A 25,466-nucleotide genomic window follows, 5' to 3' on the forward strand; every position below is an offset into this window, starting at 1 on the left:
TTTTGTCCCGGACCCCGGTCGGGTCCGGTTCGGCCGATCGAGAAAAGGAGCACGGCATGTTCATCGCGATGAATCGGTTCAAGGTCAAAGTGGGCTCGGAGGCCGAGTTCGAGCGGGTGTGGCGCGAGCGGGACAGCCATCTCGCCACCGTGCCCGGCTTCGTCACCTTCAACCTGCTGAAGGGGCCGCAGAAGGAGGAGTACACGCTCTATGCCTCGCACACCCACTGGGCGAGCAAGGCGGACTTCGAGGCCTGGACGCGCTCGGAGGCGTTCCGCGCCGCCCATGCCAGCTCCGGCCCCAACAAGGTGAACTACATGGGCCCGCCGGAATTCGAGGGCTTCGAATCGGTGCTCTCGCTGTCCATCGGCGACAAGGCCGCCTGAGGCACCGCGCCGTGGCCGGCGGGGCCGGCCACGGGTGGCCCGGCCTGGCCTCCGCGAAGAAGCGGGATTGCGCCGCGCGCCGTTGGCTCGTACCCCTCACCGGGTGCGGGCCGGCGCGCAGGCGGCCGCCCGCCTGTCGCGGAGGGGGCCATGGCGAGCGTTCGGACGATGGGAAGCGCGGCGGCGCTGCTGATGGGGCTCGGCGTACTGCCGGCCGGCGCCCAGGAGAAGAGCTCGACGGCGCTCGACGTGCTGATCCAGCAATGCGCGCCGTGCCACGGCGTGGACGGCATCGGCCACGATACCGAGATCCCCAACCTTGCCGGCCAGCACGACCGCTATCTGTGGTTGCAGATGATGGCGTTCCGCAGAGGCACGCGCCGTCACCAGGAGATGCGCTACATGAGCCGCTCGCTCAGCGAGGACGAGATCGCCGCGCTGGTGCAATACTATTCCAGCCTGCCGCGCTGACCCCGGCGCCGCCCGGACGGGGGTCGTCCCGGCGGCGGGGAGGCGTCTCCGGGGCAGCGCTCCTCAGGGCGTCGGCAGGAAGGCGGCCTGGACCTTGTCCGGGGCGGTGACGCCGTTGGCCAGCAGCAGTTGCAGCAGCACGCGGGCCTTGGCCGGGTTGTAGAAGGCGGCGGCCACGAAGCCGAGTTCGTCGTCGTTCAGCTCGATGTTGCGCAGCACCGGTCCGGCGCCCGTCCGGCTGGAGCGCACCACCACCACGCCGGCCTTCGCCGCCGCCTGGAGCGCGGCGATGGTGGCCTTGGAGGCATTGCCGTCGCCCACCCCCGCCAGGACGATCCCCCTGGCGCCGGCGGCGCGCGCCGCTTCCACCGGCCTGGCGTCCACGCCCGCATAGGCATAGACGATCTCCACCTGCGGCAGCGGGCCCCCCTTGGACGGGAAGGACTGCCGCGATGCCGGGGCGGCGTAGAACACCACCCTGTCCGGCGAGACGCCGCCCACCGGGCCGAAATTGGGCGAGCGGAAGGTCTGCACCGACACGGTGTCGGTCTTGGTCACGTCGCGGGCGCCGTGGATGGTGTCGTTGAGAACCACCAGCGCGCCGCGCCCGCGCGCCTGGGGGCTGGCCGCCACCATCACCGCCTCCAGCAGGTTGCGCGGGCCGTCGGCGCTCACCGCAGTCGCCGGGCGCATGGCGCCCACCAGCACGACGGGCTTGTCCGTGCGGGTGGCGAGATCGAGGAAGAGCGCGGTTTCCTCCAGGGTGTCGGTGCCGTGGGTGATGACGATGCCGGCCACGTCGGCGGTCTTGTCCAGCGCGTCGATGCGCGCGGCGAGCTTCAGCCAGACCTCCTCGCTCATGTCCTGGCTGCCGATGGCGGAAATCTGCTCGGCGGACAGCCGCGCATGGGCGCTGATGCCCGGCACGGAGGCGATGAGCGCGTCGGCCGAGATCGCGCCCGCGTTGTAGCCGAGGCCCGAGCGCGGGTCTGCGGCGCCGGCGATGGTGCCGCCGGTCGCCAGGATGACGATGTGCGGCAGGTCCGCCGCGCGCGCCGGATCGCCGGCGAGAGACGCCACTGTCATGGCCATGGCACACACAAGGGTTCGCAGCATGGGACTGGTCTCCGCATAGGTACGGCAAGTCGCGCCGATTCGCCCCCTCGCTGTCGCTCGCAAGAGCCGGGCCACGCCGGACCCGGCGGAGCCGCGCAGCATCGCGGCGGGATGTGAGCAAAATCAATGCCCGTCCTGTCCATGCCACATAGTAATGGGACGAATGACGGGCGTGCATCCCGTTGCGGAACACCTGGAGGCCGGCAGGCTCGGGTGTGGGATCCGCGCATCTGTGGAGCGTTCGTCGCCCGATCCGGCCGGCGCAAGCGGGCCGCGGGCGCAAGCGGGGCGGAGGACCTGATGTCGCTGAGTAAGAGAGAGAATGCCGCCGCCTTCCCGACCGCCATCGTGGTCGGCATCATCTTCGGGGCGGTCTGCGCGCTGGGCCTCGCCTGGGTCGTCACCGGCCTCAAATAAGCGCTCGTCCGGGCCTCGCGGTGCCCGCGCCGGCATCCCGTCCAGGCACCGGCTGGTCCCTCCGGCCCGCTGGACCGGAGGGAGGGGGCCGGAGGGTTCAGGCCGCCGGGCGGCTCAGACGTTGCGCAGCAGGCCGCCGTCGACGCGGATCTTGCTGCCGGTGAGATAGGACGCGCGGGCCGAGCACAGGAAGGCCACCACGTCGGCGAACTCCTGCGGATCGCCATAGCGCCCCACCGGGATCTGCGCCTTGGAGGCGGCTTCCACCTCCTCCCGCGTCTTGCCCTGCTTCTTGGCGTTGGCGGTATCCAGCTGGCCGATGCGCTCGGTCAGGATGCGGCCGGGCATCACGATGTTCACCGTCACGCCATCCGCCGCCACTTCGCTGGCCAGCGTCTTCGACCAGCCGAGCACGGCGGCGCGGATGCCGTTGGACAAGGCAAGGTTCGGGATCGGCTGCTCGATGCCCGATGAGGCGATGGTGACGATGCGGCCCCAGCCCTTGGCGCGCATGGCCGGCAGCAGGCGGCCGGCGAAGTGGAACAGGTTCGCGGCCATGGGGGCGAAATTGGCGATCCACTGGTCGCGGGTGATCTCGGCCGCGACGCCGGGAGGCGGGCCGCCGGTGTTGCCCACCAGGATGTCGGTGCCGCCCTTGGCGAGCACGCGGTCGGCGAGGGCATCCACGGAGGCGAGGTCCGCGCCGTCGAACTGCACCGCCTCCACCCGGCCGCGCGCCTCCTCCGGCAGGGCGGCGCGCCAGGTCTCGATGTCCGCCACCGTGCGCGCGGCGGCGATCACGCTGGCGCCTTCCAGGGCCAGGGTGCGGGCGCTGGCGGCGCCGAGGCCGCGGCTTGCCCCCATGACCACGGCGGTTTTTCCGTTGAGACCCAGATCCATGCGTTCACTCTCCTGAGGATGGACGGCCGCCGCCGCGCCGGCCGGCGCGCGGGGCCGTTCGTGCCGGCGGGGATTTGCTCGCGTTCGCCGGGCGCTGGCAAGGGCGTTGGGCGCGGCATTGACGCAAAAGTGCGGGCGCGGGCCTCCCGCCCCGCCGCGTCAGGGCCTATCTAGCCCCTGCCGCCGCCGCTGCCCCGGGCGGAGTTCCGTCACGGCAGAGCGGTTCCGTTCGCGAGACAAGGACAACGCCAATGACAGCTTCGCACACGAGCCCGCTTCCCACCCGGCCGTTCGGCCGCGCCGGCATGGACATCACGCGGGTGGGCTTCGGCGCCTGGGCCATCGGCGGGCCGGACTGGGCGGTGGGCTGGGGCGCGCAGGACGACAGTGCCTCGGTCGCGGCGATCCGCCATGCGGTCGGGCGCGGCATCAACTGGATCGACACCGCCGCCGTCTACGGCCTCGGCCATTCCGAGGAGATCGTCGCGGCGGCGCTGAAGGATATTCCGGCGGCCGAGCGGCCCTACGTCTTCACCAAGGGCGGCCTGATCTGGGACGAGGCGAACCGCGGCGCCATTCCCCAGCGCATCGGCAAGCCTTCGAGCATCAAGCGCGAGGCCGAGGCCTCGCTGAAGCGGCTCGGCGTCGAGCGCATCGACCTCTACCAGATGCACTGGCCGGCCCAGGACGGCACGCCCATCGAGGATTATTGGCAGGCGTTCCTGGATCTGAAGCGCGAGGGCAAGGTGCGCGCCGTCGGCCTGTCCAACCACAGCGTCGAGCAGCTTGAGAAGGCCGAGGCGCTCGGCCATGTGGATACGCTCCAGCCGCCCTTCTCCGCCATCCGCCGCGAGGCGGGCGCGGCCGAGATCGCCTGGTGCCACGCCCATGGCACGGGGGTGATCGTCTACAGCCCCATGCAGTCGGGCCTGCTCACCGGGCGCTTCACCGCCGCCCGCGCCGCCGGGCTGCCGGCGGACGACTGGCGCTCGCGCAATCCCGAATACCAGGGCGAGAAGCTGGAGCGGAACCTCAAGCTGGCGGACGCACTGAAGCCCATCGCGGCGCGGCACGGCGCGTCGGTTGCTTCGGTGGCGGTGGCCTGGACGCTGGCGTGGCCGGGCGTGACCGGCGCCATCGTCGGCGCCCGCAGCCCCGAGCAGGTGGACGGCTGGCTGGACGCGGCGAAGCTGGACCTGACGCCGGACGACCTGGCTGAGATCGCCCGGGCCATCGAGGCTACCGGCGCCGGCGCCGGCCCGGTGGGCCGCGCCGGCTGAGCGGCAAGGCGCATTGCGCGGTCCCGGTTTCGCCGGGGCCGCGCCCTCAGGCGCTCAGGGCTTGCCGCCGTACACCACCACGTGGGAGCCGCGGCGGAACTGCTCGTAGTCATCGTCGCCGCTGGGCAGCACGAAGACCTCGCTGAAGCCGAAATTGCGCAGCAGGAACAGCAGCGCGTTCAGCGACGGCACGACGGCGATGTCGGTGGAGCCGCCCTCGCGGCGCGCCGCGTAGTCGGGCGCGAGGCCGAACACGCCCTCGATCGGGCGCATGTGCTTGTAATGGCCGTCCTCAAGCTGCCCGGAGATGTCGTAGGGGAATACCTGGGTCTCGATCAGGATGTGCTTGCGCGCCATCTGGCTGGCCAGCCGGATGGTGTGGACCGGGTTCTCCAGATGGTAGATCAGGCCGTAGAGCAGCACGAAATCGGCGGTCTGGGCCGGATCGAACGCCATGGTCTGGAGGTCGGCCTCCACATAGTCGATGTTCGGGGCGCCGATCACGTCGGTGATCAGGCGCGCCGCGTCCCGGCTGGATTTGCGGATCTCGTAGCCGCGCACCGACTTGAAGTGGCGCGCCAGCTCCAGGGAATAATAGCCCTCGTGGGAGGCGAGGTCGAAGGCGGTCAGGTCCTGCGCGTCGGGCACGCGGTTCTGGATGATCCAGGCCAGCTTGTCGCGGCGCGAGGTGTGGATGGGCAGCACATCGGCCGGAATGTCCGTGGCCGTGCGCGTCCCGTCGGGCAGGTCGAACTCATAGAACCACGTGCGGTCCTTGACCTGCTGCAGCTTCGCCGCGTCCACCATCCTGGCTGCCCCTTCCCGCCATCTGCCGATGGGCGAAGCTCATAGCACCATGCCGCCGCCCAAGGCCACCCATCGTCCGCCCCTTCAGGCGCGGACGCGCGGCGTGTGGCCGGCGCGCTCCCACAGCCGGCGGGAGACGGCCTGCGCGGCAGCGATCACCTCGGTGCCGTCGAACCGCGTGGGCCGGCCGTCCTCCAGCAGCACGGCGCCGTCCACCACCACCGCGTCCACATTGCCGCCCTGGGCGCTGTGCACCACGAGGCCCGGCCCGTCGATGAGCGGGGCGAGGTTGGGGGCGTTGGTATCCAGCAGCACGAGGTCGGCCTTGGCGCCCGGCGCCAGGATGCCGATTTCGCCCGCGAGGCCGAGCGCGGCGGCTCCGCCATGCGTCGCCCAGCGCAGCACGTCGTGGGAGGAGACGGTGAAGCCGGCGCCATGGATGCGGGTGGCGGCCAGCGCCATGCGCATGGCCTCGATCATGTCGCCGGACTTGGTGTCGGTGGCGAGCGTGATGCGCGCGCCGGCCTGCTCCAGCGCCCGGATGGGGGCCACCGAGCCGTGCGCCGCATTGCCCACCGGCACATGCGCCACCGCCGCGCCGCGGGCGCCGAACAGGGCGATGTCGGCCTCGGTCATGTGGATGCAATGGCCGGCCACGAGGCGGGGGCCGAGCAGGCCGACCTCGTCCATCAGCTCCACCGGGCGCCTGCCGTCGCGGGCGGTGACGATCTCCACCTCCATGGGCGACTGGTGCAGGTGGGTGTGCAGGATCAGCTGCCCGGCCTCCGCCAGCTCGGCCACCTGGCGCAGCAGAGCGGGCGAGCAGGTGTCCGGCGCGTGCGGGCCGAGCACCGGGGTGACCATGTCGGTGCGCCCGCTCCAGGCGGCGACGAAATCCATCGCCTCGCGCAGCGTGCGCTCGCCCTGGGCGGGATCGGCGCGCCATTCGCGGCGGGCGAGGGCGGCGGTGTCCGCATCCATGATGCGCCCGCCGATGAAGCTCCTGAGGCCGATCTCCCGCGCGGCGCGGGCCAGCGCCTGCGGGTGGCGATAGAAGTCCACCACCGTCGTTGAGCCGAAGCGCAGCATCTCATAGGCGCCGAGGCGGGCCAGCAGATAGGCTTCCTCCTCGGACAGCATGTCGCCCTGGGGCACGCCGGGCGTATAGGCGGGGGCGAAGCCCACGTCCTCCACCATGCCGCGCACCACCATGATGGGCGTGTGGTTGTGGCTGTTCACCAGCCCCGGCATCAGCAGGTGGTGGGCGGAACCGAGCGTGCGCGCCGGCACGTAGAGGGCGGCCATCTCCGCCGCCGGGCCGATGTGGGCGATGCGGTCGCCCACCACCGCCACGGCGACGTCGGACAGCACGGTGCCCTGCGCATCCAGCACCAAGGCGGCGCGGGCGCGGACGAGCAGATCGCAGGGCTGGGGGGCGCCGGGCGGGGGAGCGGACGCGGTCATCGGGCGGTTCCGGTGAGGGTGGCGAGAACGGCGGCGCCGGTCAGCCGGGTGTGGCTGGCGAGCGAGGCGGAGAACCCGGCCGCGTCGCGGGTGCGCAGCAGGGCCATGAAGGCCTCGTGCTCGGCAAGCGAGGCATCCCAGCGGGCGGGGTCGTAATTGGCCTGGGCGCGGGCGCGGTAGATCTTCGCGCTCATGGCGGTCCAGGTGGCGAGCAGCACCGGGTTGCGCGCCAGCCGGGTGATCTCGGCGTGGATCTGCTGGTTCTGGCGGAAATAGTCGGCGCGCTGCTCGCCCTGGTGGAAGGCCGCGAGCTGGGCGTGCATCTGCTCCAGCCGGGCGAGGTCCTCGGCCGTGGCGTGGGAGCAGGCGAGGCCGCCGGCGAGGCGGTCCAGCGCCTCCATGACCTGGAACACGGAGCCGATCTCCTCCGCGTCCACCGGCGTCACCACCGGGGTGCGGTGGGGGCGCAGCTCGATCAGCCCCTCGGTGGCGAGCACCTTGAATGCCTCGCGCAGCGGCGTGCGGGAGACGCCGAAGGTCTCGCACAGCATGCGCTCGGGCAGAGGGCTGCCCGGGCGCAGCTCGCCCCCCAGCACCATCTCGCGCAGCCGGGCCAGCAACTGGCCGTGCAGCGAGGCGGTCTGCAACGGGCGGCTCGCCTCCTGCGCGGACAGCTTGAGGCGGGCCGGCTTGAAGCGGACCCGCGCCTTGGCCCGAGCCGGCTTCGCGGCGGCGGGCTCCGCCGCAGCCGCGGGCAAGGCGGCAGGGGCGACCATGGCAGTGTCGGCGGCCGGCGCGGAAAACTCTGGCGATTTTTTAGTCTTGGTGCTCACAAAAGCGGCTTTCAAATCAGAATTTCAAAGATTATATCATTGAAAAAACAGGTGAAAACATAAATCGCATACCGAATGCAACTTCTGCCGCAAGCCGCGCGTCGCCGGCCGGTGGCCGGCACCTTCCAGGGGTTCTCCATGAAGCGATTGCTCTCCCGCCTTGCCGTCGCCCTGGCCGTCGCGGCCGGCACGGCCTCCCTCGCCCAGCAGGCTCAGGCGCAGTCCGAGCCGACCATCAAGCTGGGCTATGCCAAGTGCGCCCACTGCACCCCGCTGGTGCTGGTTCCCGAATATGCCAAGGGCGCCAAGGTGGAGGCCATCGGCTTCAACACCGGCAACGACGTGCTGACCGCGCTCATCTCCAAGAGCATCGACGTGGCGCAGGTGACCTACCTTCACTACGCCACCGCGCTCGACAAGGGCTTCGACGTGGTGGCCATCTCCGGCCAGGTGGAAGGCGGTTCGCAGATCGTGGTGCAGAACGACCTGGCGGTGAAGGAGAACGACTGGGACGGCCTGAAGGCGCTGATCGCCAAGTACAAGGCCGACGGCAAGCCGTTCCGCGTCGCCGCCTCGCGCGGCAACGCGCAGGACATCCACATGCGCGGCGCCTTCGCCAAGCACGGCATCGACGTCAACAAGGACGTCCAGTTCATCAACATCCCCAACCCCTCGGACCACATCCAGGCGCTGCGCCGGGGCGAGGTGGAGCTGATCTGCACGGTGGAGCCGTTCGCCACCCAGATCGTCCAGGCCAATGCGGCCAAGCTGTTCGCCTATCCCTATGATCAGGCCGCCGGCAACCTGACCAACCTGATGCTGACCCGCTCCGACGTGGTCGCCGCCAACCCGAAGGGCTTGCAGGCGACGGTCAAGGCCATCGTCGACATCGACAACAAGATCGCCGCCGACAAGCCGCTGTGGGTTTCCGTGATCACCAAGGTGACGGGCCTCGACAAGGCGATCGCTGAGGGCGCGATCAACAATTTGGTGCCGGACTACAAGATGTACCGCAAGGAGGCCGTCGCCATCGCCACGATGATGAAGGACCTGAAGTACATCACCAACGACGTCTCCGCGCAGGTGGAGAAGAACATGGACTACCAGTTCCTTGAGGCTGCCACCGGCAAGCCCAAGGCCGATCTCGGCTACTGAGGACCAGAGGACGCCATGGCATCGCTGATGCGGTTCGGCAGGCCGGAACGGTTCGTCGTTCCGGTTCTCATCCTCGCCGGGTGGGAGATGTTCTCCCGCTCCGGCGCCCTGCCGCCGGCGCTGCTGCCGGCGCCCTCGGCCGTGGCGTGGGCCTGGCTGGACTGGGTGTTCAATATCGACGGCAACACCCAGTCCTACGCCGGCCACTGGATCTTCGACGTGATGGCCAGCACCTGGCGCGTGGCGGCGGGCTTCGGCATCGCCACCGTGCTGGCGGTGGTCCTGGGCGTCGCTATCGGCTGGTCGCGCTTCATCGAGGTGACCATCGAGCCCACCTTGCAGATGCTGCGGCCGATCCCGCCGGTGTCGTGGATCCCGCTCGCCATCATCTGGTTCGGCATCGCCGACAAGCCGGCCATCTTCCTGGTGTTCCTGGGCGCCTTCTTCCCCATCCTGCTCAACACCATCCACGGGGTGAAGACGGTCGACCGCAACCTGATCCGCGCCGGCGCCATGGTCGGCGGCGGGCAGCGCCAGCTGCTGCGCTTCATCGTGCTGCCGGCGGCCATGCCCTCCATCTTCGCCGGCCTGCGCATCGGCATCGGCTCGGCCTGGATGCTCACCGTGACCGCCGAGATGGTGGCGGTGAAGAGCGGCGTCGGCTACGTGTTGTGGGACAGCTACTACTTCCTGCGCTACGACATCGTCATCGCCGCCATGGCCTCCATCGGCCTGCTCGGCTATGTGAGCGACCTGCTCATCCGCCTCATCGCCGCCCGCGTCCTGCGCTGGCAGCACGGCACCACCCTCAGCGGTTCGGAGGGCTGAGCCATGGCGACCATCGAGATCTCCGGCGTCTCCAAGATCTTCAAGGACGCCATGCGCAAGACCGACGTGACCGCGCTGACCGGCGTGGACGTCACCGTCCAGCGCAACGAATTCCTCTGCCTGCTCGGCCCCTCCGGCTGCGGCAAGTCCACCTTGCTCAACATGATCGCCGGCTTCGACAAGCCCTCCACCGGCACGGTGAAGGTGGACGGGCAGGTGGTGGAGGCGCCTGGCTCCGACCGCAGCGTGGTGTTCCAGCAGGCCAACCTGATGCCCTGGCTGCCGGTGTGGGAGAATGTCGCCTTCCACCTGAAGATGCGCGGCGCCCAGAAGGGCGAGCGGCGCGAGAAGGCGCAGATCTATATCGACATGGTCGGCCTCACCGGCTTCGAGAACCATTTCCCCGCCGAACTCTCCGGCGGCATGAACCAGCGCGTCGGCATCGCCCGCGCGCTGTTGATGAACCCCGGCGTCATCCTGATGGACGAGCCGTTCGGCGCGCTGGACGAGCAGACCCGCATGGAGATGCAAAATGAGCTGGTGCGCATCTGGCAGCACCACAAGGGCACCATCGTCTTCGTCACCCACGGCATCGACGAGGCGCTGACGCTGGGCACCCATGTCGCCGTCATGTCCGCCCGCCCGGGCCGCATCGCCGAGATGATCCATCTCGACCTGCCGCGCCCGCGCGACATCACCTCGCCGCGCTTCAACGACGTGAAGCGCCACATCCTCGACCTGCTGCGCCCCGCCGGCGCGGCGGCGGCCCACAGCTAACTCTCCGGACCTGCCATGCGTGATCGCGTTCTCATCGGCATGCTCACCCCCTCGTCCAACACCGTGCTGGAGCCGGTGACGCAGGCGATGGTGGCGGGCCTGCCCGAGGTCTCCGTCCATTTCGGCCGCTTCAAGGTCACCGAGATCGCCTTGTCCGACCAGGCGCTCAAGCAGTTCGACGACAGCGAGATCCTGCGCGCGGCGGAGCTGCTGGCCCACGCCAAGGTGGGCGTCATCTCCTGGAACGGCACCTCGTCCGGCTGGCTCGGCTTCGAGGCGGACGCGCGGCTGTGCGAGCGCATCACCGCCGCTACCGGCATCCCCGCCAACACCTCCATGCTGGCGCTGAACGAGATCCTCGCCGCCCGGAAGGTGAAGAGCCTGGGCTATGTGACGCCCTATCTCGACGCCGTGCAGGCGCGGATCGTCGCCAACTACGCCGCGCTCGGCCACGCCTGCAAGGGCGACCGGCACCTCAATCTCCAGGACAATTTCTCCTTCTCCAACGTCACCGCCGAGCAGCTTGCCGGCATGACGCGGGAGGTGGCGGCCGAGAAGCCGGACGCCATCGCGGTGATCTGCACCAATCTGCGCGCCGCGCCGCTGGTGGAGCAGCTGGAGGCCGAGACCGGCATCCCGATCTACGACACCATCGCCACCTCGGTGTGGAAGAGCCTGAAGATGACCGGCGTCGATCCCCGCCGCGTCACCGGCTGGGGCTCGCTGTTCCGCGACCTGCCCTGAGCCCATGGCGCGCCCCTCGGACACCGCCGTCTTCGTCACCGGGTCCTCCGGCTTCATGGGCCTTGCGGTGTGCGAGGCGCTGCTGGCGCGGGGCGAGCACGTGGTGGGGTTCGATCTCGCCGCGCCCCCCGAGGCGGCGCGGCGGGCGTTCGCCCGCCTGCCCGGCCGGTATGAGGCGATCGCCGGCGACATGCGCGAGGCGGCGCAGGTGCAGCGCGCGGTGGCGGAGAGCCGTGCCCGCCGCATCGTCCACCTGGCGGCGGTGACGGCGGATGCGGCGCGCGAGCGGCGCGACCCAGCTTCGGTGTTCGCGGTCAATGTGGGCGGCACGCTCAACATCATCGCCGCCGCGCAGGCGGCGGGCGCCGCGCGCATCGTCCATGTCAGCTCCGGCGCGGTCTATGGCGCCAGCGGCCGCGAGCGGGCGCTGCTGCGCGAGGACACGACGGTGCCGCGCCCCGAGGGGCTCTACGGCATCTCCAAGCAGGCGGCGGAGGCGGCCGCGCTGCGCCTCGCGGCGCTGCACGGGCTCGACCTCGTGGTCGGCCGCCTCGGCACCTGCTTCGGCCCCTGGGAATACGCCACCTCCGCCCGCGACACGCCGAGCGCGCCGCTCCAGGTGCTGCTCAGGGCCATGCGCGGCGAGGCGGTGGTGCTGCCCCGTCCGCACCTGCGCGATTTCCTCTATGCCCGCGACGGCGCGGCGGCGATCCTGGCGCTGCTCGACGCGCCATCCCTGCCGCACCACATCTATAATCTCGCCGCCGGCTTCGTCTGGACGCTCCAGGCGCTGTGCCAGGGCCTTGCCGCGCGGCGGAAGGCGTTCGCCTGGAGCTTCGGCGCGCCCGGCACCATCGCGCTCTACGCGGACTACGACCGCGCCGTCATGGATTGCGCCCGCCTCGCGACGGACACCGGCTTTCAGCCGCGCTTCGATCTCGATGCGGCGCTCGACGACTACCTGCCCTGGTTCGAGGCCCATCCGGACCTGTTTCCCAACCCTGCGAGCTCTTCATGATGCTGTCTCCCGACGCGCGGCGCCTGGACGGGCGCGTGGCCATCGTCACCGGCGGCGCCTCCGGCATCGGCCGGGCCATCGCCCGCCTGTTCGCCGCGCATGGCGCCCGGGTGGTGGTGGCGGACGTGACCGAGCAGGTGATCGAGGGCGGCGCGCCCACCGTCGCGCTGATCGCCGGGGAGGGCGGCACCGCGCTGTTCCAGCGCTGCGACGTGTCGCAGGCGGCCGAGGTGGAGGCGCTGGTGGCCCGCGCGGTGGCGGAGTTCGGCGCGCTGGACGTGATCGTCAACAATGCCTGCATCCGCCATCCCCGCCCGCTGCTGGAACTGGCGGAGGCGGACTGGAAGCGGGTGCTGGACGTCAATCTGACCGGCGTGTTCCTGTGCTGCCAGGCGGCGGTGCGGCAGATGCGGGCGCAGGCGCCGCGCGGCGAGGTGCGCGGGCGCATCGTCAATTTGTCCTCCCAGCACGGCATGATCGCCGCGCCGGGGGACTTGGCCTATGGCACCACCAAGGCCGGTATCGCCTACATGACGCGGCAGATCGCGGCGGACTATGCCAAGGACGGCATCGTCTGCAATGCGGTGGCGCCGGGCAAGATCGTCACCGGCCAGGGCGGCCGGCTCGCGGACGAGGATGTGCTGGACCGCGCCCGCCGCCGCACGCCGTGGCCGCGCTTCGGCGCGCCGGACGACGTGGCGCGCGCGGCGCTCTATCTCGCCAGCGACGACGCCAGCTTCGTCACCGGCGTCAACCTGATGGTGGATGGCGGCTGGATGGCCGCCTGACGCATTGGCTGCCCGATCCGGGGCCGGCTGACGCCCCGCTCAGCGCGAGGGCGGGTCCACCTTCACGCCGTTCGGCCCCACCTGGATCTGGAGCGAGCGCTCCTTCTCCTCATGGGCCTGGTAGGACTGGTAGGCGAAGACGCCGCCGCCCACCACGAGGACGGCGATGATGGCGTAAAGCGCGTTGCGGCTCATGGCTGCGGACCCTCCGTTGCGTGTCGGTGGGGAAACGCAAGCTGCGCCTTGGGGGTTCCATGCCCGTGGGTGAATGCCACGGGCCGGACGCTTGCGCATCCGGCCCGCATGTTCGTCCAGAGCCCGTCCGTTCACATGGCATCGCCGCTTGAACGGTGAAACGGCCCTTCTCTATGTCTTCGGGGCGGATCGTGCTCTGACGTGATGATAGAGAACGCGTTATCCGATCAGCTTGCATCGCACGCTGATCGGCGCGTGCTCTAGGACTTGAGCGCGCCGCTCTTCTTCGCCGCCCAGGTGGCCAGGGCGTCCATCAGCGGCGGGTTGAGGCAATCATAGGGCTCCAGCCCCAGGCCCTTCAGGCGGGCGCGGATGTCGTCCATCTCGGACGGGTCGACGCCGCCCTCGATCACCGAGGAGACGAAGGCCGCGAAGCCCGGCTCGGCCCAGCCGTCCTCCTCGAACCGCTCGGGATGGATGAAGTCGAGCCCCTGGAAGGCATGCTCGCGCTCCACCGGGCCGTACAGGTGCACGCCGCACACGGTGCAGGCGTGGCGCTGGATCAGCGCGCTCGGGTCCACCACCTTCAGCTTGTCGCCATTCTCCAGCACGCTCACCTGGCCGTGCGGCACCACGGCGACGACGGAGAAGGCGGCGCCTTCCGGCTTCCAGCACTTGGTGCAGCCGCAGGCATGGTTGTGGGCCACATTCGTTCCGATGCGGACCTTCACGGGCCGGTCGGAGCATTTGCACACGAGCGTGCCGCCGCTGAAACTGGGGTTGCCCTTCTTGACCCCGCCGTCGATCGCGGGATGTAGCAGTCTGCCGGCCATGAATGTCTCCTCATTATACTTGTCGCTCTGAACGCGGAATGCCGAAGCCTCCGGGTGCGGGTCGGGGGACCCGCGCGCGGGCAATCAGGATGGACCCCAGGCCCCGCCTTGGCGTGCGGGCCCTGTCCGTTTTGCGGCGGGACGAATGGGTCGGTCTGACGCGCGTGGGACCGGGAGGTTCAGGCTGTTCCGCCGGCAAGGTTACGCGGCTCCCCGCCACCGCCGCAAGACATGCGGCACGTTTCGCCAAATATAAGAATGCCGCATCGCAAGTGTTGCACTGCACGCAAAGGCGGCGAATATTCGGGATCGTTGCATTCTGTACTATGTTGAAGCGGTAGCGGTGTCCCGCCACCCCGCCCGTCCCGCCCGCGCCAAGGGGGTGCCGTGGTGCGGTTGCGCCCGGTCCGCCGGGCACGGCATAAGGCGCGGGACCGGCAGGGTGGGCCATCGGGCGGCACCGGCGGCGGGCGAGGAGCAAGGCGTGGCACGGGTGTATCTGGCGGGACCGGAGGTCTTTCGCCCCGACGCGGTGGCGGAAGGCGGGCGCCTGCGCCGCCTGTGCGCCGTCCATGGGCTGGAGGGGCTCTACCCGCTGGATGGCGGCGCGGCGGAGGATACCGCCCACGACATCCGCGTGCGCTGCATCGCCGGCATCGTGCGGGCGGATGCGGTGGTGGCCAACATCACGCCGTTCCGCGGCGCCCACATGGACCCCGGCACGGCCTGGGAGATCGGCTTCGCCGAGGCGCGCGGCGTGCCGGTCTTCCTGTGGTCGTCCGATCCGCGCGCGCTGGCCGAGCGCATCCCCGGCACGCCCGGCCATGACGGGCTGCGCGACGCGGACGGGCACCTGCTGGAGGATTTCGGCCAGCCGGAAAACCTGATGATCGCGCCGCCCGGCGTCATCGTCTGGCCCTCGCCGGAGGCGGCGGTGGCCGCCGCCGCCGAGATGCTGGCACTGCGCCACAGCCTGCGGCTCGGGCTGCTGCCCAAGGTGCTGATCGCGCTCGCCGCCTCCATCGTGGCGGGCTATGTGGCCCGCCTCGTGCTGCACTGGTAGGCGCCGGGGCGCCTATTCGGCGGCGGGCGCATCCAGTTCGCGGAACACCTCCTGGGCGAGGCGCGAGGTCTCGATGGCCACCGGCACGCCGCAATAGACGCCGATCTGGAGGATGGTCTCGCGGATCTCCTCCCGGGTCGCCCCGTTGGTGAGCGCGCCGCGCAGGTGCAGCTTCAGTTCGTGCGGGCGGTTGAGCGCGGACAGCATGGCGATGTTGAGCAGGCTGCGGGTGCGCCGGTCGAGGCCCGGCCGGCCCCAGATGTTCCCCCAGCAATATTCCGTCACCATCTCCTGCAGCGGTCGGGAGAAATCGTCCGCATTGGCGATCGCCCGCTCCACATAGGCGGTGCCCAGCACCTCCTTGCGAATCTTCAGGCCGGTGTCGAACAGCGGGCGGGGGGCGTCGTCGGTGTCCATGGGGAACCTCCTTGATTTGTGAGGGGATGCCGGGCGGCCGGACGGCCGTGGTGTCGCTCCTGCGGGCGGCCCGCGCCGTCGCGGCTGGCCGCCGGGGGCACGGGCAAAACCTTCTCCATCAATCCCTTGACCATCGATCTCCCGGTTCCGGCGCGGGAAGCGCCGGGACGTCGGGATGCCTTTCGGCGCGGTCGCGCGGATCGTACAGGAGCGGGGGATTTGATGGTATGCAGTCGATCACGCGTCGTGCGCCATATGTCGCAGCCGACCTGATCCGCACCGTGGGCGCCCGTCCGGCCGCCGCCGGAGACCGTCCCGATGTCCTCCTCCCCCGCCGCCGTCGAACCCGCCGCGCAGGATGGCCTGCCGCTCCACCTGCGCCGCTGGGTGGTGCTGACCACCACCATCGCGGTGGTCATGGCCTCGCTCGACACCGCCATCGCCAATACCGCTCTGCCGACCATCGCCGGCGACCTCCATACCGACGCCGCCACCGCCGTGTGGATCGTCAACGTCTACCAGCTGGCCATGGTGGCGACGCTGCTGCCGTTCGCCTCGCTGGGCGAGACGGCGGGGCACGAGCGGGTCTATCTGGGCGGGCTGATCCTGTTCACCTTCGCCTCGCTCGCCTGCGCGCTGGCCTGGTCGCTGCCCAGCCTGATGGTGGCGCGCATGCTGCAAGGCATCGGCGCCAGCGGCATCATGAGCGTGAACGCCGCCATCGTCCGCCACATCTATCCCCGCTCCATGCTGGGATTGGGCGTCGGGCGCACGGCGCTGGCGGTGGGGGTGGCCTTCGCGCTGGGGCCGACGGTCGCTTCCGCCATCCTCTCGGTGGCGGACTGGCCGTGGCTGTTCGCGGTCAACGTGCCGTTCGGCCTCGCCGCCATCGCCATCGGGCTGCGCACCACGCCGCGCACGCCGCGGGCGGACCACCGCTATGACCTGGTGGGCGGCGCCCTGGTGGCGGCCGCCTTCGCCGCGCTGATCCTGGCCATCGGCGAGGCGGCCCACTGGGCGCATCCGCTGGCGGTGGGGCTGGAGCTGCTCATCGCCGTCGTGCTGGGGGCGGTGCTGATCCGCCGGCAGGCCGGCCATCCGGCGCCCATGCTGCCGCTGGACCTGTTCCGCCGGCCGATGTTCACGCTCTCGGCCGCCACCGCCATGTGCTCCTTCGCCGCCCAGGGCCTCGCCTTCGTCGGGCTGCCGTTCTATTTCCAGGACGTGCTGGGCCGCACGGCGGTGGACACCGGCTTCCTCATGACCCCCTGGTCGATCGTGGTGGCGGTGATGGCGCCGGTGGCCGGGCGGCTGTCCGACCGCTATCCGGTGGGCATCCTCGGCGGCGGCGGGCTGATCATGCTCGGCATCGGCCTGGTGCTGCTCGCCACTTTGCCGGCCAATCCCTCGGTGGCCGACATCGTCTGGCGCATGGCGGTGTGCGGCGCCGGCTTCGGCTTTTTCCAGTCACCCAACATCCGCGCCATCATGTCGAGCGCCCCGCCCGGGCGCTCGGGCAGCGCCAGCGGCATGGTGGCGACCGCCCGCCTGCTGGGCCAGACCATCGGCGCCTCGCTCGTCGCCCTGTGCTTCGCCCTCGCCGGCCAGTCCGGCTCGACCCTGGCCCTGGCCTTGGGCGCCGGCTTCGCCTTCCTGGGCAGCGGGGCCAGCTTCCTGCGGCTGGCGGCCGGGCGTGGAGTGCCGGCTGAATGATGTTTTAAACATCACAAATGGGTATTGAAAAATGACTTAAGCCGGATTAGAGATGATTTATCGTCATCCATCCGTGAGCGTTCCGGGCCGCCATGATCACCGCTGCGCAATTGCGTGCCGCACGGGCGCTGCTCGGCCTGGACCAGAAGGCGCTGGCCGGCCTGTGCGGTCTGTCGGTGCCCACCATCCAGCGGATGGAAGGCAGCGACGGCGTGATCCGGGGCAATGTGGATTCGCTGATGAAGCTGGTCGGCGCGCTGGAGCGGGCCGGCGTCGAGCTGATCGCCGAGGGCAATGTGAGCGAGGCGGGCGGGCGCGGCGTGCGCCTGCGCGACCTGCCGGCCCGCCGCCCCGCCCCTCTGCCGGACGAGGCCTGAGCCATGGCCGTGGTCGTCGAGCTCTGGTGCGTCGCCGCGCTGCTGGCTCTGGCGGTCCTGGCCGTGCCCTTGTCCCGCGCCCATGCGGGCTCCCCCATCGTCTATGGCGGCGCGCTGGTGCTGAGCCTGATCGGCCTCGGCAATGCCGTGGCCGCGCTCGCCGCGCCGGCCGGCACGCTCGCTTTGCCGCTCGGCCTGCCCGGCACCGGGGCGCACTTCCGGCTCGACGGCCTGAGCGCGGTCTTCCTCGCCATCGTCCATCTGTGCGGCGCGAGCGCCAGCCTCTACGCCATCGGCTATGGCCGCCACGCGGACGCGCCGGGGCGGGTGCTGCCCTTCTTCCCCGCCTTCCTCGCCGCCATGAGCCTGGTGCTGCTGGCGGACGATGCCTACAGCTTCCTGTTCGCCTGGGAGAGCATGTCGCTGGCCTCCTGGGCGCTGGTCATCGCCGACCATCGCGCGGCGGAGAACCGCCGGGCGGCCTATGTCTATCTCGTCATGGCGAGCTTCGGCACCTTCCTGCTGATGCTGGCCTTCGGCCTGCTGGCGGGGACGGCGGGCATCTATGACTTCGTCGGCCTGCGCGCCCATCCGCCCGCCGCGCTGGTGGGCGGCGTGGTGCTCGGCCTCGCGCTCCTGGGGGCGGGCTCGAAGGCCGGCCTCGTGCCGCTGCACGCCTGGCTGCCGCTGGCCCATCCCGCCGCCCCCAGCCACGTCTCGGCGCTGATGAGCGCGGGCATGACCAAGGTGGCGGTCTACGGCTTCCTGCGCATCGTGTTCGACCTCATGGGCCCGCCGCAATGGTGGTGGGGCATTCCGGTGCTGGCGGCGGGGGCGGCGAGCGCGGCGCTCGGCGTGCTCTATGCGCTGATGCAGAGCGACATCAAGCGCGCGCTCGCCTACAGCACCATCGAGAACATCGGCATCGTCTTCGTCGGCCTCGGCCTGGCGCTGGCCTTTACTGCCAATGCGCTGCCCGCCGCCGGGGCGCTGGCGCTCACCGCCGCGCTGTTCCACGCGCTCAACCATGCGCTGTTCAAGAGCCTGCTGTTCTTCGGCGCCGGGGCGGTGCTGGGCGCCACCGGCGTGCGCGACATGGAGCGCATGGGCGGGCTGATCCACGGCATGCCGGTGACCGCCTTCGCCATGCTCATCGCCTGCGCCGCCATCTCGGCGCTGCCGCCGCTCAACGGCTTCGTCTCCGAATGGCTGATCTTCCAGGCCATCCTCATCAGCCCGGAATTGCCGGCCTGGGGGCTGAAGCTGCTGGTGCCCGCCGCCGGCGCGCTGCTGGCGCTGGCCGCGGCGCTCGCCGCCGCCTGCTTCGTGCGGCTCTACGGCATCTCCTTCCTCGGCCGCCCGCGCGGGCCACAGGCCGCCGCCGCGCGCGAGGTGGACCGCTGGCAGCTCGGCGCCATGCTGGCGCTGGCGGGGCTGTGCGTGCTGGCCGGCGTGCTGCCGGGCCTCGTCATCGACGCCATGGCGCCCGCCGTCGCCGCGCTCACCGGCGCGCGCATGCCGCCGCAGGCGGGGGTGGCGTGGCTGTCCATCATCCCGGTGGCGGAGAGCCGCAGCTCCTATAACGGCCTGCTGGTGCTGGTCTTCGTCGCCGGCTCCGCCGCCCTGGTGGCGGCGGCGATCCACCGCTTCGCCTCGCGCGCGGTGCGCCGGGCGCCGGCCTGGGACTGCGGCTTCCCGAATGCCGGCCTGCGCACCCAGTACACCGCCTCCAGCTTCGCCCAGCCGATCCGCCGGGTGTTCGGCGCCACGGTGTTCTCCGCCCGCGAGCAGATCCACATGCCCCCGCCCGGCGACCTCTCCCCGGCGCGCTTCCGGCTGCGCCTGGTCGATCCGGCGTGGGACGGGCTCTATTTGCCGCTGGCGCGCGCCGTCTGGGCGCTGTCGGGGCGGATGAACGCCCTGCAATATCTCTCCATCCGGCGTTATCTCGCCCTGGTGTTCGGCGCTCTGGTGCTCCTGCTGCTGGTGCTGGCGCTATGGGGATGATCCACGCCCTCCTGGTGCAGGGCCTCCAGATGGCCCTGGTGCTGGCCATCGCCCCGCTGGTCACCGGCTTCGTGCGGGTGGTGAAGGCCCGCCTGCTGCGCCGGCGCGGCCCGCCGCTGCTCCAGCCCTATTTCGATCTCGCCCGCCTCGCCCGCAAGGAGGCGGTGCTGGCGCAGAATGCCTCCTGGCTGTTCCGCGCCGCGCCCTATCTCATCTTCGCCGCCACCTGGGTGGCGGCGGCGCTGGTGCCCACCTTCGCCACCGGCCTCGTCTTCTCCTGGACGGCGGACCTCATCGCCATCACCGCCCTGCTCGGCAGCGCGCGCTTCTTCCTGGCGCTGGCCGGCATGGATGTGGGCACCAGCTTCGGCGGCCTCGGCGCCAGCCGCGAGGTGATGATCGCCTCGCTGGCCGAGCCGGCGCTCATCATGATCGTGTTCACTTTGGCGCTGGTGGCCGGCTCCACCCAACTCTCCACCGTGGCCGAGCACATGCTCTCCGCCCATGTAGGCCTGCGCGTCTCGCTCGGCCTCGCGCTGATCGGCCTGACCATGGTGGCGATCGCCGAGAATGCCCGCATCCCCATCGACAATCCGGCCACCCACCTGGAACTGACCATGGTGCACGAGGCCATGGTGCTGGAATATTCCGGCCGCCACCTGGCGCTGATCGAGCTGGCCGCGTCGCTGAAGCTGACGCTCTATCTCTCGCTGATCGCCTGCGTGTTCCTGCCCTGGGGGCTGGCGCCGGCGGGCGCGGCCCCCGCCGTGCTGGCGCTGGGCATGCTCGCCTATGGCGCCAAGCTGGCGCTGGGCGGGGCGCTGCTCGGCCTGTTCGAGACCGTCATCGCCAAGATGCGGGTGTTCCGGGTGCCGGACTTCCTCGGCGCGGCGCTGATGCTGGGCCTGCTCGGCACGCTGCTGCTGTTCGTGTCGAGGAGCTTCTGATGGGCAGCCTCGTCTTCGATGTGGCGCATCTCCTGGCCGGCGGCCTCGTGCTGCTCAGCCTCGTCATGCTCTATCAGGACCGCCTGCCGGCGCTGATCCGCATGTTCGCGCTCCAGGCGGTGGTGCTCACCCTGTCGGTGTCCTGGCAGGCCTATGCGCAGGGCGCGCCGCACCTCTATGTCACCGCCGCCATCGCGCTGGCGTTCAAGGCCATCATCATTCCCATCGCCCTCCAGCGCATCGTCGTGCGGCTCGGCCTGCACCGGGAGGTGGAGACCGCGCTTTCCATCGGCCCGACCATGGTGGCGGGCATCGCGCTGGTGGCGCTGTCCATGGTGGTGATGCTGCGCGTCACCGCCGAGGCCGATCCGCTGGCGCGGGAGGATCTGGCCTTCGCCCTCTCGGTGGTGCTGCTGGGCCTGCTGATGATGGTGACGCGGCGCAACGCGGTGAGCCAGGTGGTGGGCTTCATGTCGCTGGAGAACGGCCTCATCCTCGCCGCCGCCGGCGCCAAGGGCATGCCGCTGGTGGTGGAGATTTCGGTCGCCTTCTCCGTGCTGGTGGCCTTCATCGTCATCGGCATCTTCCTGTTCCGCATCCGCGAGCGCTTCGACACGGTGGACAGCGCGGCGCTGGACCGTTTCCGCGAGGGCCAGAGATGACCGCCGGCTTCGACGCGGCCTCCGCCCTGCTCCTGCTGCCGGCGCTCGCCGCCGCCGTGCTGCTGGCGCTGCCCGGCTACCGGGCCGGCGCGGTGGTGAACACGCTCGCCGCCTTCCTCTCCTTCCTCGCCGCCGCCTCGCTGCTGGTGGCAAAGCCCGAGGACGGGGCGTTCCTGCGGGTGGACGACCTCAACATCGTCTTCCTGGTGCTCAACAGCTTCGTCGGCTGCACCACGGCGCTGTTCAGCGCCGGCTACATCGCCCACGAGCTGGAGGCGGGGCGGCTGACCATCGGCCAGATGCGCTTCTACCACGCCATGTATCAGGCGCTGCTGTTCGCCATGAACCTCGCCCTGCTGGCCAGCAGCATCGGCGTCATGTGGGTGGCCATCGAGATGGCGACGCTGACCACCGTGCTCATGGTCGGCCTCTACCGCACCCCGGCGGCCATCGAGGCGGCGTGGAAATACTTCATCCTCGGCAGCGTCGGCATCGCGCTCGCGCTGTTCGGCAGCATCCTGGTCTACATGGCCGCCCGGCCGGTGGTGGGGGAGGGGCCCGACGGCATGGCGTGGGCCGTGCTGATGGCCCACGCGGCGGCGTTCGACCCGGCGCTGCTCAACCTCGCCTTCGTCTTCCTGCTGCTGGGCTACGGCACCAAGGTCGGCCTCGTGCCGCTGCATGCCTGGCTGCCGGATGCCCATGCGGAGGGGCCGACGCCGATCTCCGCCGTGCTCTCCGGCCTGCTGCTCAACGTGGCGCTCTACGCGGTGCTGCGCTTCAAGCTGCTGCTCGCGGCGGCCCCCGGCGCGCTGGCGCCCGGGCCGCTGCTGATGGGGCTGGGGCTGCTGTCGCTGCTGTTCGCCGGCGGCATGCTCTACCGGCGGCGGGACATCAAGCGCCTGTTCGCCTTTTCCTCCATCGAGCACATGGGGCTGATCGCCTTCGCCTTCGGCATCGGCGGGCCGATCGCCAATTTCGCCGGCCTGCTGCACATGGCCATGCACAGCCTCACCAAGTCGGCCATCTTCTTCGGCGTCGGCCATGTGGTGCAGGTGAAGGGCACGCAGGCGCTGTCCGAGATCCGCGGCCTCACCGCCAGCCACCCGGTGCTGGGCTGGGGGCTGGTGCTGGGTGTCGCCGCCATCGCCGGCCTGCCGCCGTCGGGCGTGTTCATGAGCGAATTCCTGGTGGTGACGTCCACGGTGGCCCACGCCCCGGCGCTGGCGGCGCTCCTGGTGGCGGGCCTGCTGCTGGCCTTCGGCGCCCTGATGCTGCGCCTGCACGGCCTCGCCTTCGGCGCGCCCACCGGCCGCATGGCGCCGGTGAAGGGCACGCAGGCGCCCATGCTGCTGCATCTCGCTTTGGTGGTCGGCGCCGGCCTCTATCTGCCGCCGCCGCTGGTCGCCTGGTTCCAGCACATCGCGCGGCTTCTGGGCTGAGGAGGGGGACATGCCGGCGCTCTTCAATGTCCTCGCCTCCGGCCGCATCCGGCCCGACCACCGGCCCTGGCTGCGGGCCGAGGTGGACGCGGCGCTGTGGTGCGCGCTGGCTCAGCAATTGGCGGAGGGGCGCTGGACCCTGCTCGGCCTGTGGGGCGACGCCGGCGCGGTGCACATGGCGCTGCTCGACGCGACCGGCGGTGCGGTGGGCGTGGCGAGCCTGGCCTGCGCGGACGGGACGTTTCCCTCGGTCGGCCGCCTGCATGCGCCGGCGCAGCGGCTTGAGCGCACGATCACCGATCTGTTCGGCCTGACACCGGTGGATGCGCCGGATACCCGGCCCTGGCTCGACCATGGCCGCTGGCCGGTGTCCCGCCCGCTGGCCGCCCGGCCCGGCGCGCCGGAGGCGGCGCCCTATGCCTTCCTGCCGGTGGAGGGCGAGGGGCTGCACGAGGTGGCGGTCGGCCCGGTGCATGCGGGCATCATCGAGCCCGGCCATTTCCGCTTCACCGCCAATGGCGAGGCGGTGGTGCGGCTGGAGGAGCGCCTCGGCTACGTGCATCGCGGCGTCGAGGGGCTGATGGCCGGGGCGTCCGTGGCGCAGGGCGCGGCGCTGGCGGGGCGGGTGTGCGGCGACAGCACGGTGGCCTATGCGCTCGCCTTCGCCCGTGCGGTGGAGGCGGCGCTGGGCGTGGCGGCGCCGGAGCGGGCGCAGTGGCTGCGCGGCCTGATGGCGGAGCTGGAGCGCCTCGCCAACCATATCGGCGACATCGGCGCGGTGTGCAACGATGCCGCCTTCCCGCGCCTGCTGGCGCCCTGCGCGGTGCTGCGCGAGCAGGTGCTGCGCGCCGCCGAGGCCGGCTTCGGCCAGCGCATGATGAAGGACCGCATCGTCCCCGGCGGGGTGACGGCGGACCTCGCCCCGGCGGGCGCGGCGCGCATCCGCGCCTTGGTCTCGACCGCGCGGGCGGCGCTGCCGGAGCTTATCTCCATCTATGACGGCACCGCCTCGTTGCAGGACCGCACCGCGGGCACCGGCTTCGCCCGGCCGGACCTGGTGGCGCGGTTCGGCTGCGGCGGTTTCGTCGGGCGGGCGTCGGGGCGGGGCTTCGACGCCCGGCGCGTGCTGCCCTATGCGCCCTATGACGCGCTGACCTTCGCCGTGCCGGTGCTGGACGGCGGCGACGTGAATGCCCGGGTGTGGGTGCGCATCAAGGAGGTGGAGCAGAGCCTCGGTCTCGTCACGCAGATGCTGGACCGGATGCCGGAGGGGCCGCTCGGTGTGGACCTGCCCGTGCCGGGGGCGCCGTGCGAGGGGCTGGCGCTGGTGGAGGGGTTCCGCGGCGACGTGCTGGCGTTCGTGCGGCTCGACGCCGAGGGCCGCATCGCCCGCTGCCATTTGCGCGATCCGTCCTGGTTCCAGTGGCCGGTGCTGGAGGCGGCGATCGAGGGCAACATCATCGCCGACTTTCCGCTCTGCAATAAGTCGTTCAACTGCGCCTATGCCGGGGTGGACCTTTAGGAGAGGCGCGATGCGCACGCTGCTGCTGGATGCCCTGTTGAAAGGGCCGCTCACCGAGCCCGCCCCCGCCGCGGACGATGCGGAGCTCATGGCGCTCGCCGCCCAGCTGGAGGGCGCGGCCAGGCGCCGGCTCGGGCGGGGCCTTGCCATCCGCCAGGTGGATGCGGGCTCGTGCAACGGCTGCGAGCTGGAGATCCACGCCCTTTCCAATGCCTATTACGACCTGGAGCGCTTCGGGCTGCGCTTCGTCGCCTCGCCGCGCCATGCGGACGTGCTGCTGGTCACCGGGCCGGTGACCGCCAACATGCGCGAAGCCCTGCTGCGCACCCATGCGGCGACGCCGGGGCCGAAATGGGTGGTGGCGGCGGGATCGTGCGCCTGCGACGGCGGGATGTTCGCCGGCAGCTATGCCTGCGCCGGCGGTGTCGAGGCCGTGCTGCCGGTGGACCTGCGCATCCCCGGCTGCCCGCCCAGCCCCGCCACGCTGCTGAAGGGGCTGATCGCGCTGCTCGGGCGCTGAGCCTTAGCCGCGCGGGCGCACGCCGTCGAGGAAGGTGCGCACGCAGCGCTTGAGGTGGACGAGGCGGGCGGCGCGCGCCGGTCCGGTGGGCGGGCCGTGCCGGGGATCGGAAAAGTGCAGCATGGCGCCGAACAGCATGTCCATGAGCATGCGCGCCGCGCTGTCCGCGTCCTCCAGCACGATGGCGCCGGTCTCCGCCTGGGCGGCCAGCCATTCTGCCAACATACGGCGTGACGCGTCCGGCCCGGCCTCGCGCAGGATGGCGTGGATCTCCGGGACGTCGTGGCCCTCGCGCATGGCCAGATGCACGAAGGCGCGGCGCTCCTGCTCCGCCTCGGGCGAGAGGTCGAAGCGGAACACGGCGGCGATGGCCTCGTCGAGCGGCAGGCCGGCGCGCTGGAGCGGCAGCTCCAGCATGGTGGCGCGGTGGTCGATCACCAGGGCGCGGAACAATTCGGCCTTGCTGGGGAACAGGCGGTAGAGCGTCTGCTTGGAGATGCGCGCCTCCGCCGCCACCATCTCGGTGGTGGTGCCGGCGTAGCCCTCGGCCTGGAACAGGCGCAGCGCGGCCTTGAGGATCCCGGCGCGGCGGTCCGCGTCGCTGGCCGTGCGCGGCCGTCCGCGCGGCCGGCCAGTGGCCGGTTTCAGCTCATCCGTGTCCCGCGCGACATATTCCACCTTGCTCATCTCGGCGCCCCCACGCATCCGATTGACAGTCCCGTGCCATCTCTATTATCAGTACCCATCGGTTCCGTAAATCATCCGTGGATGTGGAACGGTTCAA

The 25,466-nt window shown here is 71.0% G+C and carries 27 protein-coding genes; 18 read left to right on the top strand and 9 right to left on the bottom strand.

The window, feature by feature from the left end:
* The first annotated feature begins 56 nt into the window (after positions 1-56).
* Together hmuQ and YU1_RS0107730 are read left to right on the top strand one after the other, a co-directional pair.
* Positions 57-386, top strand: a complete 330-nt coding sequence (gene hmuQ, locus YU1_RS0107725) for a heme-degrading protein HmuQ (protein WP_029003580.1) — start codon at positions 57-59, stop codon at positions 384-386.
* Positions 387-536: 150 nt separating this feature from the next.
* Complete coding sequence (locus tag YU1_RS0107730; RefSeq protein ID WP_029003581.1) at positions 537-857, top strand: c-type cytochrome; 321 nt, start codon at positions 537-539, stop codon at positions 855-857.
* 63 nt (positions 858-920) lie between these two features.
* Here the strand turns inward: YU1_RS0107730 and YU1_RS0107735 are convergent, their stop codons facing one another.
* Both YU1_RS0107735 and YU1_RS0107745 read right to left on the bottom strand, forming a co-directional pair.
* Positions 921-1,973 carry an asparaginase gene (locus YU1_RS0107735; RefSeq protein ID WP_029003582.1) on the bottom strand — a complete coding sequence of 351 codons (1,053 nt, stop codon included), beginning with the start codon at positions 1,971-1,973 and terminating at the stop codon, positions 921-923.
* Positions 1,974-2,504: 531 nt separating this feature from the next.
* Positions 2,505-3,290: an SDR family oxidoreductase gene (locus YU1_RS0107745; protein WP_029003583.1), complete on the bottom strand. Its 786-nt coding sequence runs from the start codon at positions 3,288-3,290 to the stop codon at positions 2,505-2,507.
* Positions 3,291-3,541: 251 nt separating this feature from the next.
* On the opposite strand from YU1_RS0107745, the gene YU1_RS0107750 reads away from it, so the two are divergent.
* The gene (locus tag YU1_RS0107750; protein WP_029003584.1) at positions 3,542-4,570 is read left to right on the top strand and encodes an aldo/keto reductase; all 1,029 of its coding nucleotides are present in this window, start codon (positions 3,542-3,544) and stop codon (positions 4,568-4,570) included.
* 54 nt (positions 4,571-4,624) lie between these two features.
* Here YU1_RS0107750 and YU1_RS0107755 read toward each other — a convergent pair whose 3' ends face one another.
* The 3 genes from YU1_RS0107755 to YU1_RS0107765 form a co-directional block, all read right to left on the bottom strand.
* Positions 4,625-5,377 carry a class I SAM-dependent methyltransferase gene (locus YU1_RS0107755; protein WP_029003585.1) on the bottom strand — a complete coding sequence of 251 codons (753 nt, stop codon included), beginning with the start codon at positions 5,375-5,377 and terminating at the stop codon, positions 4,625-4,627.
* Between the two features lie 84 nt (positions 5,378-5,461).
* A complete protein-coding gene (locus YU1_RS0107760) occupies positions 5,462-6,841 on the bottom strand; it encodes an amidohydrolase family protein (protein ID WP_051356610.1) in 1,380 nt (459 codons plus the stop codon).
* Positions 6,838-7,617, bottom strand: a complete 780-nt coding sequence (locus tag YU1_RS0107765; protein ID WP_051356611.1) for a GntR family transcriptional regulator — start codon at positions 7,615-7,617, stop codon at positions 6,838-6,840. Before YU1_RS0107765 ends, YU1_RS0107760 begins: the two co-directional genes overlap by 4 nt.
* 195 nt (positions 7,618-7,812) lie before the next feature.
* On the opposite strand from YU1_RS0107765, the gene YU1_RS0107770 reads away from it, so the two are divergent.
* Genes YU1_RS0107770 through YU1_RS0107795 form a run of 6 tightly spaced genes read left to right on the top strand, consistent with a single transcriptional unit; the run spans position 7,813 to position 12,984 of the window.
* Complete coding sequence (locus YU1_RS0107770; protein WP_029003588.1) at positions 7,813-8,829, top strand: ABC transporter substrate-binding protein; 1,017 nt, start codon at positions 7,813-7,815, stop codon at positions 8,827-8,829.
* 15 nt (positions 8,830-8,844) lie between these two features.
* The gene (locus YU1_RS0107775) at positions 8,845-9,657 is read left to right on the top strand and encodes an ABC transporter permease (protein WP_029003589.1); all 813 of its coding nucleotides are present in this window, start codon (positions 8,845-8,847) and stop codon (positions 9,655-9,657) included.
* A 3-nt stretch (positions 9,658-9,660) separates the two neighbouring features.
* The gene (locus tag YU1_RS0107780; RefSeq protein WP_029003590.1) at positions 9,661-10,434 is read left to right on the top strand and encodes an ABC transporter ATP-binding protein; all 774 of its coding nucleotides are present in this window, start codon (positions 9,661-9,663) and stop codon (positions 10,432-10,434) included.
* A gap of 15 nt (positions 10,435-10,449) precedes the next feature.
* A complete protein-coding gene (locus tag YU1_RS0107785) occupies positions 10,450-11,178 on the top strand; it encodes a maleate cis-trans isomerase family protein (protein ID WP_029003591.1) in 729 nt (242 codons plus the stop codon).
* 4 nt (positions 11,179-11,182) lie between these two features.
* Entirely contained in the window at positions 11,183-12,196 is a 1,014-nt protein-coding gene (locus tag YU1_RS28485; protein ID WP_051356612.1) for an NAD-dependent epimerase/dehydratase family protein, read from the top strand.
* Positions 12,193-12,984, top strand: a complete 792-nt coding sequence (locus YU1_RS0107795) for an SDR family NAD(P)-dependent oxidoreductase (protein WP_245263259.1) — start codon at positions 12,193-12,195, stop codon at positions 12,982-12,984. Before YU1_RS28485 ends, YU1_RS0107795 begins: the two co-directional genes overlap by 4 nt.
* A gap of 39 nt (positions 12,985-13,023) precedes the next feature.
* Here the strand turns inward: YU1_RS0107795 and YU1_RS33955 are convergent, their stop codons facing one another.
* Positions 13,024-13,179: a hypothetical protein gene (locus YU1_RS33955; protein ID WP_198018860.1), complete on the bottom strand. Its 156-nt coding sequence runs from the start codon at positions 13,177-13,179 to the stop codon at positions 13,024-13,026.
* A gap of 260 nt (positions 13,180-13,439) precedes the next feature.
* Positions 13,440-14,012 (bottom strand): S-(hydroxymethyl)glutathione synthase, encoded by a 573-nt coding sequence (gfa, locus tag YU1_RS0107805; RefSeq protein ID WP_029003593.1) that lies wholly within the window; start codon positions 14,010-14,012, stop codon positions 13,440-13,442.
* A 484-nt stretch (positions 14,013-14,496) separates the two neighbouring features.
* Between gfa and YU1_RS0107810 the strand changes: the two genes are divergently transcribed.
* Complete coding sequence (locus tag YU1_RS0107810) at positions 14,497-15,075, top strand: nucleoside 2-deoxyribosyltransferase (protein ID WP_029003594.1); 579 nt, start codon at positions 14,497-14,499, stop codon at positions 15,073-15,075.
* A gap of 12 nt (positions 15,076-15,087) precedes the next feature.
* Here the strand turns inward: YU1_RS0107810 and YU1_RS0107815 are convergent, their stop codons facing one another.
* Positions 15,088-15,492, bottom strand: a complete 405-nt coding sequence (locus YU1_RS0107815) for a carboxymuconolactone decarboxylase family protein (RefSeq protein ID WP_035714401.1) — start codon at positions 15,490-15,492, stop codon at positions 15,088-15,090.
* 318 nt (positions 15,493-15,810) lie between these two features.
* On the opposite strand from YU1_RS0107815, the gene YU1_RS0107820 reads away from it, so the two are divergent.
* The 8 genes from YU1_RS0107820 (at position 15,811) to YU1_RS0107855 (ending at position 24,682) form a co-directional block, all read left to right on the top strand.
* Entirely contained in the window at positions 15,811-17,205 is a 1,395-nt protein-coding gene (locus YU1_RS0107820) for an MFS transporter (RefSeq protein ID WP_029003596.1), read from the top strand.
* A 92-nt stretch (positions 17,206-17,297) separates the two neighbouring features.
* Positions 17,298-17,582: a helix-turn-helix domain-containing protein gene (locus YU1_RS0107825; protein WP_029003597.1), complete on the top strand. Its 285-nt coding sequence runs from the start codon at positions 17,298-17,300 to the stop codon at positions 17,580-17,582.
* Positions 17,583-17,585: 3 nt separating this feature from the next.
* Positions 17,586-19,589 carry a hydrogenase 4 subunit B gene (gene hyfB, locus YU1_RS0107830; RefSeq protein ID WP_029003598.1) on the top strand — a complete coding sequence of 668 codons (2,004 nt, stop codon included), beginning with the start codon at positions 17,586-17,588 and terminating at the stop codon, positions 19,587-19,589.
* Complete coding sequence (locus tag YU1_RS0107835; RefSeq protein WP_029003599.1) at positions 19,580-20,536, top strand: respiratory chain complex I subunit 1 family protein; 957 nt, start codon at positions 19,580-19,582, stop codon at positions 20,534-20,536. Before hyfB ends, YU1_RS0107835 begins: the two co-directional genes overlap by 10 nt.
* The gene (locus YU1_RS0107840) at positions 20,536-21,198 is read left to right on the top strand and encodes a hydrogenase-4 component E (protein WP_029003600.1); all 663 of its coding nucleotides are present in this window, start codon (positions 20,536-20,538) and stop codon (positions 21,196-21,198) included. The genes YU1_RS0107835 and YU1_RS0107840 overlap by 1 nt, the downstream gene beginning before the upstream one ends.
* Entirely contained in the window at positions 21,195-22,640 is a 1,446-nt protein-coding gene (locus YU1_RS0107845) for a hydrogenase 4 subunit F (RefSeq protein ID WP_029003601.1), read from the top strand. The genes YU1_RS0107840 and YU1_RS0107845 overlap by 4 nt, the downstream gene beginning before the upstream one ends.
* A 10-nt stretch (positions 22,641-22,650) precedes the next feature.
* Complete coding sequence (locus YU1_RS0107850) at positions 22,651-24,162, top strand: hydrogenase large subunit (RefSeq protein ID WP_029003602.1); 1,512 nt, start codon at positions 22,651-22,653, stop codon at positions 24,160-24,162.
* A 10-nt stretch (positions 24,163-24,172) separates the two neighbouring features.
* Positions 24,173-24,682 (top strand): NADH-quinone oxidoreductase subunit B family protein, encoded by a 510-nt coding sequence (locus YU1_RS0107855; RefSeq protein WP_029003603.1) that lies wholly within the window; start codon positions 24,173-24,175, stop codon positions 24,680-24,682.
* 3 nt (positions 24,683-24,685) lie between these two features.
* Here YU1_RS0107855 and YU1_RS0107860 read toward each other — a convergent pair whose 3' ends face one another.
* Positions 24,686-25,369: a TetR/AcrR family transcriptional regulator gene (locus YU1_RS0107860; RefSeq protein ID WP_029003604.1), complete on the bottom strand. Its 684-nt coding sequence runs from the start codon at positions 25,367-25,369 to the stop codon at positions 24,686-24,688.
* Positions 25,370-25,466 lie beyond the last annotated feature (97 nt).

Source organism: Azorhizobium doebereinerae UFLA1-100, from assembly GCF_000473085.1.
Lineage (GTDB): Bacteria > Pseudomonadota > Alphaproteobacteria > Rhizobiales > Xanthobacteraceae > Azorhizobium > Azorhizobium doebereinerae.

Coding starts and splice junctions, on each gene's coding strand:
- hmuQ (WP_029003580.1), top strand. CDS start 57: ATGTTCATCGCGATGAATCGGTTCAAGGTCAAAGTGGGCTCGGAGGCC.
- YU1_RS0107730 (WP_029003581.1), top strand. CDS start 537: ATGGCGAGCGTTCGGACGATGGGAAGCGCGGCGGCGCTGCTGATGGGG.
- YU1_RS0107735 (WP_029003582.1), bottom strand. CDS start 1,973: ATGCTGCGAACCCTTGTGTGTGCCATGGCCATGACAGTGGCGTCTCTC.
- YU1_RS0107745 (WP_029003583.1), bottom strand. CDS start 3,290: ATGGATCTGGGTCTCAACGGAAAAACCGCCGTGGTCATGGGGGCAAGC.
- YU1_RS0107750 (WP_029003584.1), top strand. CDS start 3,542: ATGACAGCTTCGCACACGAGCCCGCTTCCCACCCGGCCGTTCGGCCGC.
- YU1_RS0107755 (WP_029003585.1), bottom strand. CDS start 5,377: ATGGTGGACGCGGCGAAGCTGCAGCAGGTCAAGGACCGCACGTGGTTC.
- YU1_RS0107760 (WP_051356610.1), bottom strand. CDS start 6,841: ATGACCGCGTCCGCTCCCCCGCCCGGCGCCCCCCAGCCCTGCGATCTG.
- YU1_RS0107765 (WP_051356611.1), bottom strand. CDS start 7,617: ATGGTCGCCCCTGCCGCCTTGCCCGCGGCTGCGGCGGAGCCCGCCGCC.
- YU1_RS0107770 (WP_029003588.1), top strand. CDS start 7,813: ATGAAGCGATTGCTCTCCCGCCTTGCCGTCGCCCTGGCCGTCGCGGCC.
- YU1_RS0107775 (WP_029003589.1), top strand. CDS start 8,845: ATGGCATCGCTGATGCGGTTCGGCAGGCCGGAACGGTTCGTCGTTCCG.
- YU1_RS0107780 (WP_029003590.1), top strand. CDS start 9,661: ATGGCGACCATCGAGATCTCCGGCGTCTCCAAGATCTTCAAGGACGCC.
- YU1_RS0107785 (WP_029003591.1), top strand. CDS start 10,450: ATGCGTGATCGCGTTCTCATCGGCATGCTCACCCCCTCGTCCAACACC.
- YU1_RS28485 (WP_051356612.1), top strand. CDS start 11,183: ATGGCGCGCCCCTCGGACACCGCCGTCTTCGTCACCGGGTCCTCCGGC.
- YU1_RS0107795 (WP_245263259.1), top strand. CDS start 12,193: ATGATGCTGTCTCCCGACGCGCGGCGCCTGGACGGGCGCGTGGCCATC.
- YU1_RS33955 (WP_198018860.1), bottom strand. CDS start 13,179: ATGAGCCGCAACGCGCTTTACGCCATCATCGCCGTCCTCGTGGTGGGC.
- gfa (WP_029003593.1), bottom strand. CDS start 14,012: ATGGCCGGCAGACTGCTACATCCCGCGATCGACGGCGGGGTCAAGAAG.
- YU1_RS0107815 (WP_035714401.1), bottom strand. CDS start 15,492: ATGGACACCGACGACGCCCCCCGCCCGCTGTTCGACACCGGCCTGAAG.
- YU1_RS0107820 (WP_029003596.1), top strand. CDS start 15,811: ATGTCCTCCTCCCCCGCCGCCGTCGAACCCGCCGCGCAGGATGGCCTG.
- YU1_RS0107825 (WP_029003597.1), top strand. CDS start 17,298: ATGATCACCGCTGCGCAATTGCGTGCCGCACGGGCGCTGCTCGGCCTG.
- hyfB (WP_029003598.1), top strand. CDS start 17,586: ATGGCCGTGGTCGTCGAGCTCTGGTGCGTCGCCGCGCTGCTGGCTCTG.
- YU1_RS0107835 (WP_029003599.1), top strand. CDS start 19,580: ATGGGGATGATCCACGCCCTCCTGGTGCAGGGCCTCCAGATGGCCCTG.
- YU1_RS0107840 (WP_029003600.1), top strand. CDS start 20,536: ATGGGCAGCCTCGTCTTCGATGTGGCGCATCTCCTGGCCGGCGGCCTC.
- YU1_RS0107845 (WP_029003601.1), top strand. CDS start 21,195: ATGACCGCCGGCTTCGACGCGGCCTCCGCCCTGCTCCTGCTGCCGGCG.
- YU1_RS0107850 (WP_029003602.1), top strand. CDS start 22,651: ATGCCGGCGCTCTTCAATGTCCTCGCCTCCGGCCGCATCCGGCCCGAC.
- YU1_RS0107855 (WP_029003603.1), top strand. CDS start 24,173: ATGCGCACGCTGCTGCTGGATGCCCTGTTGAAAGGGCCGCTCACCGAG.
- YU1_RS0107860 (WP_029003604.1), bottom strand. CDS start 25,369: ATGAGCAAGGTGGAATATGTCGCGCGGGACACGGATGAGCTGAAACCG.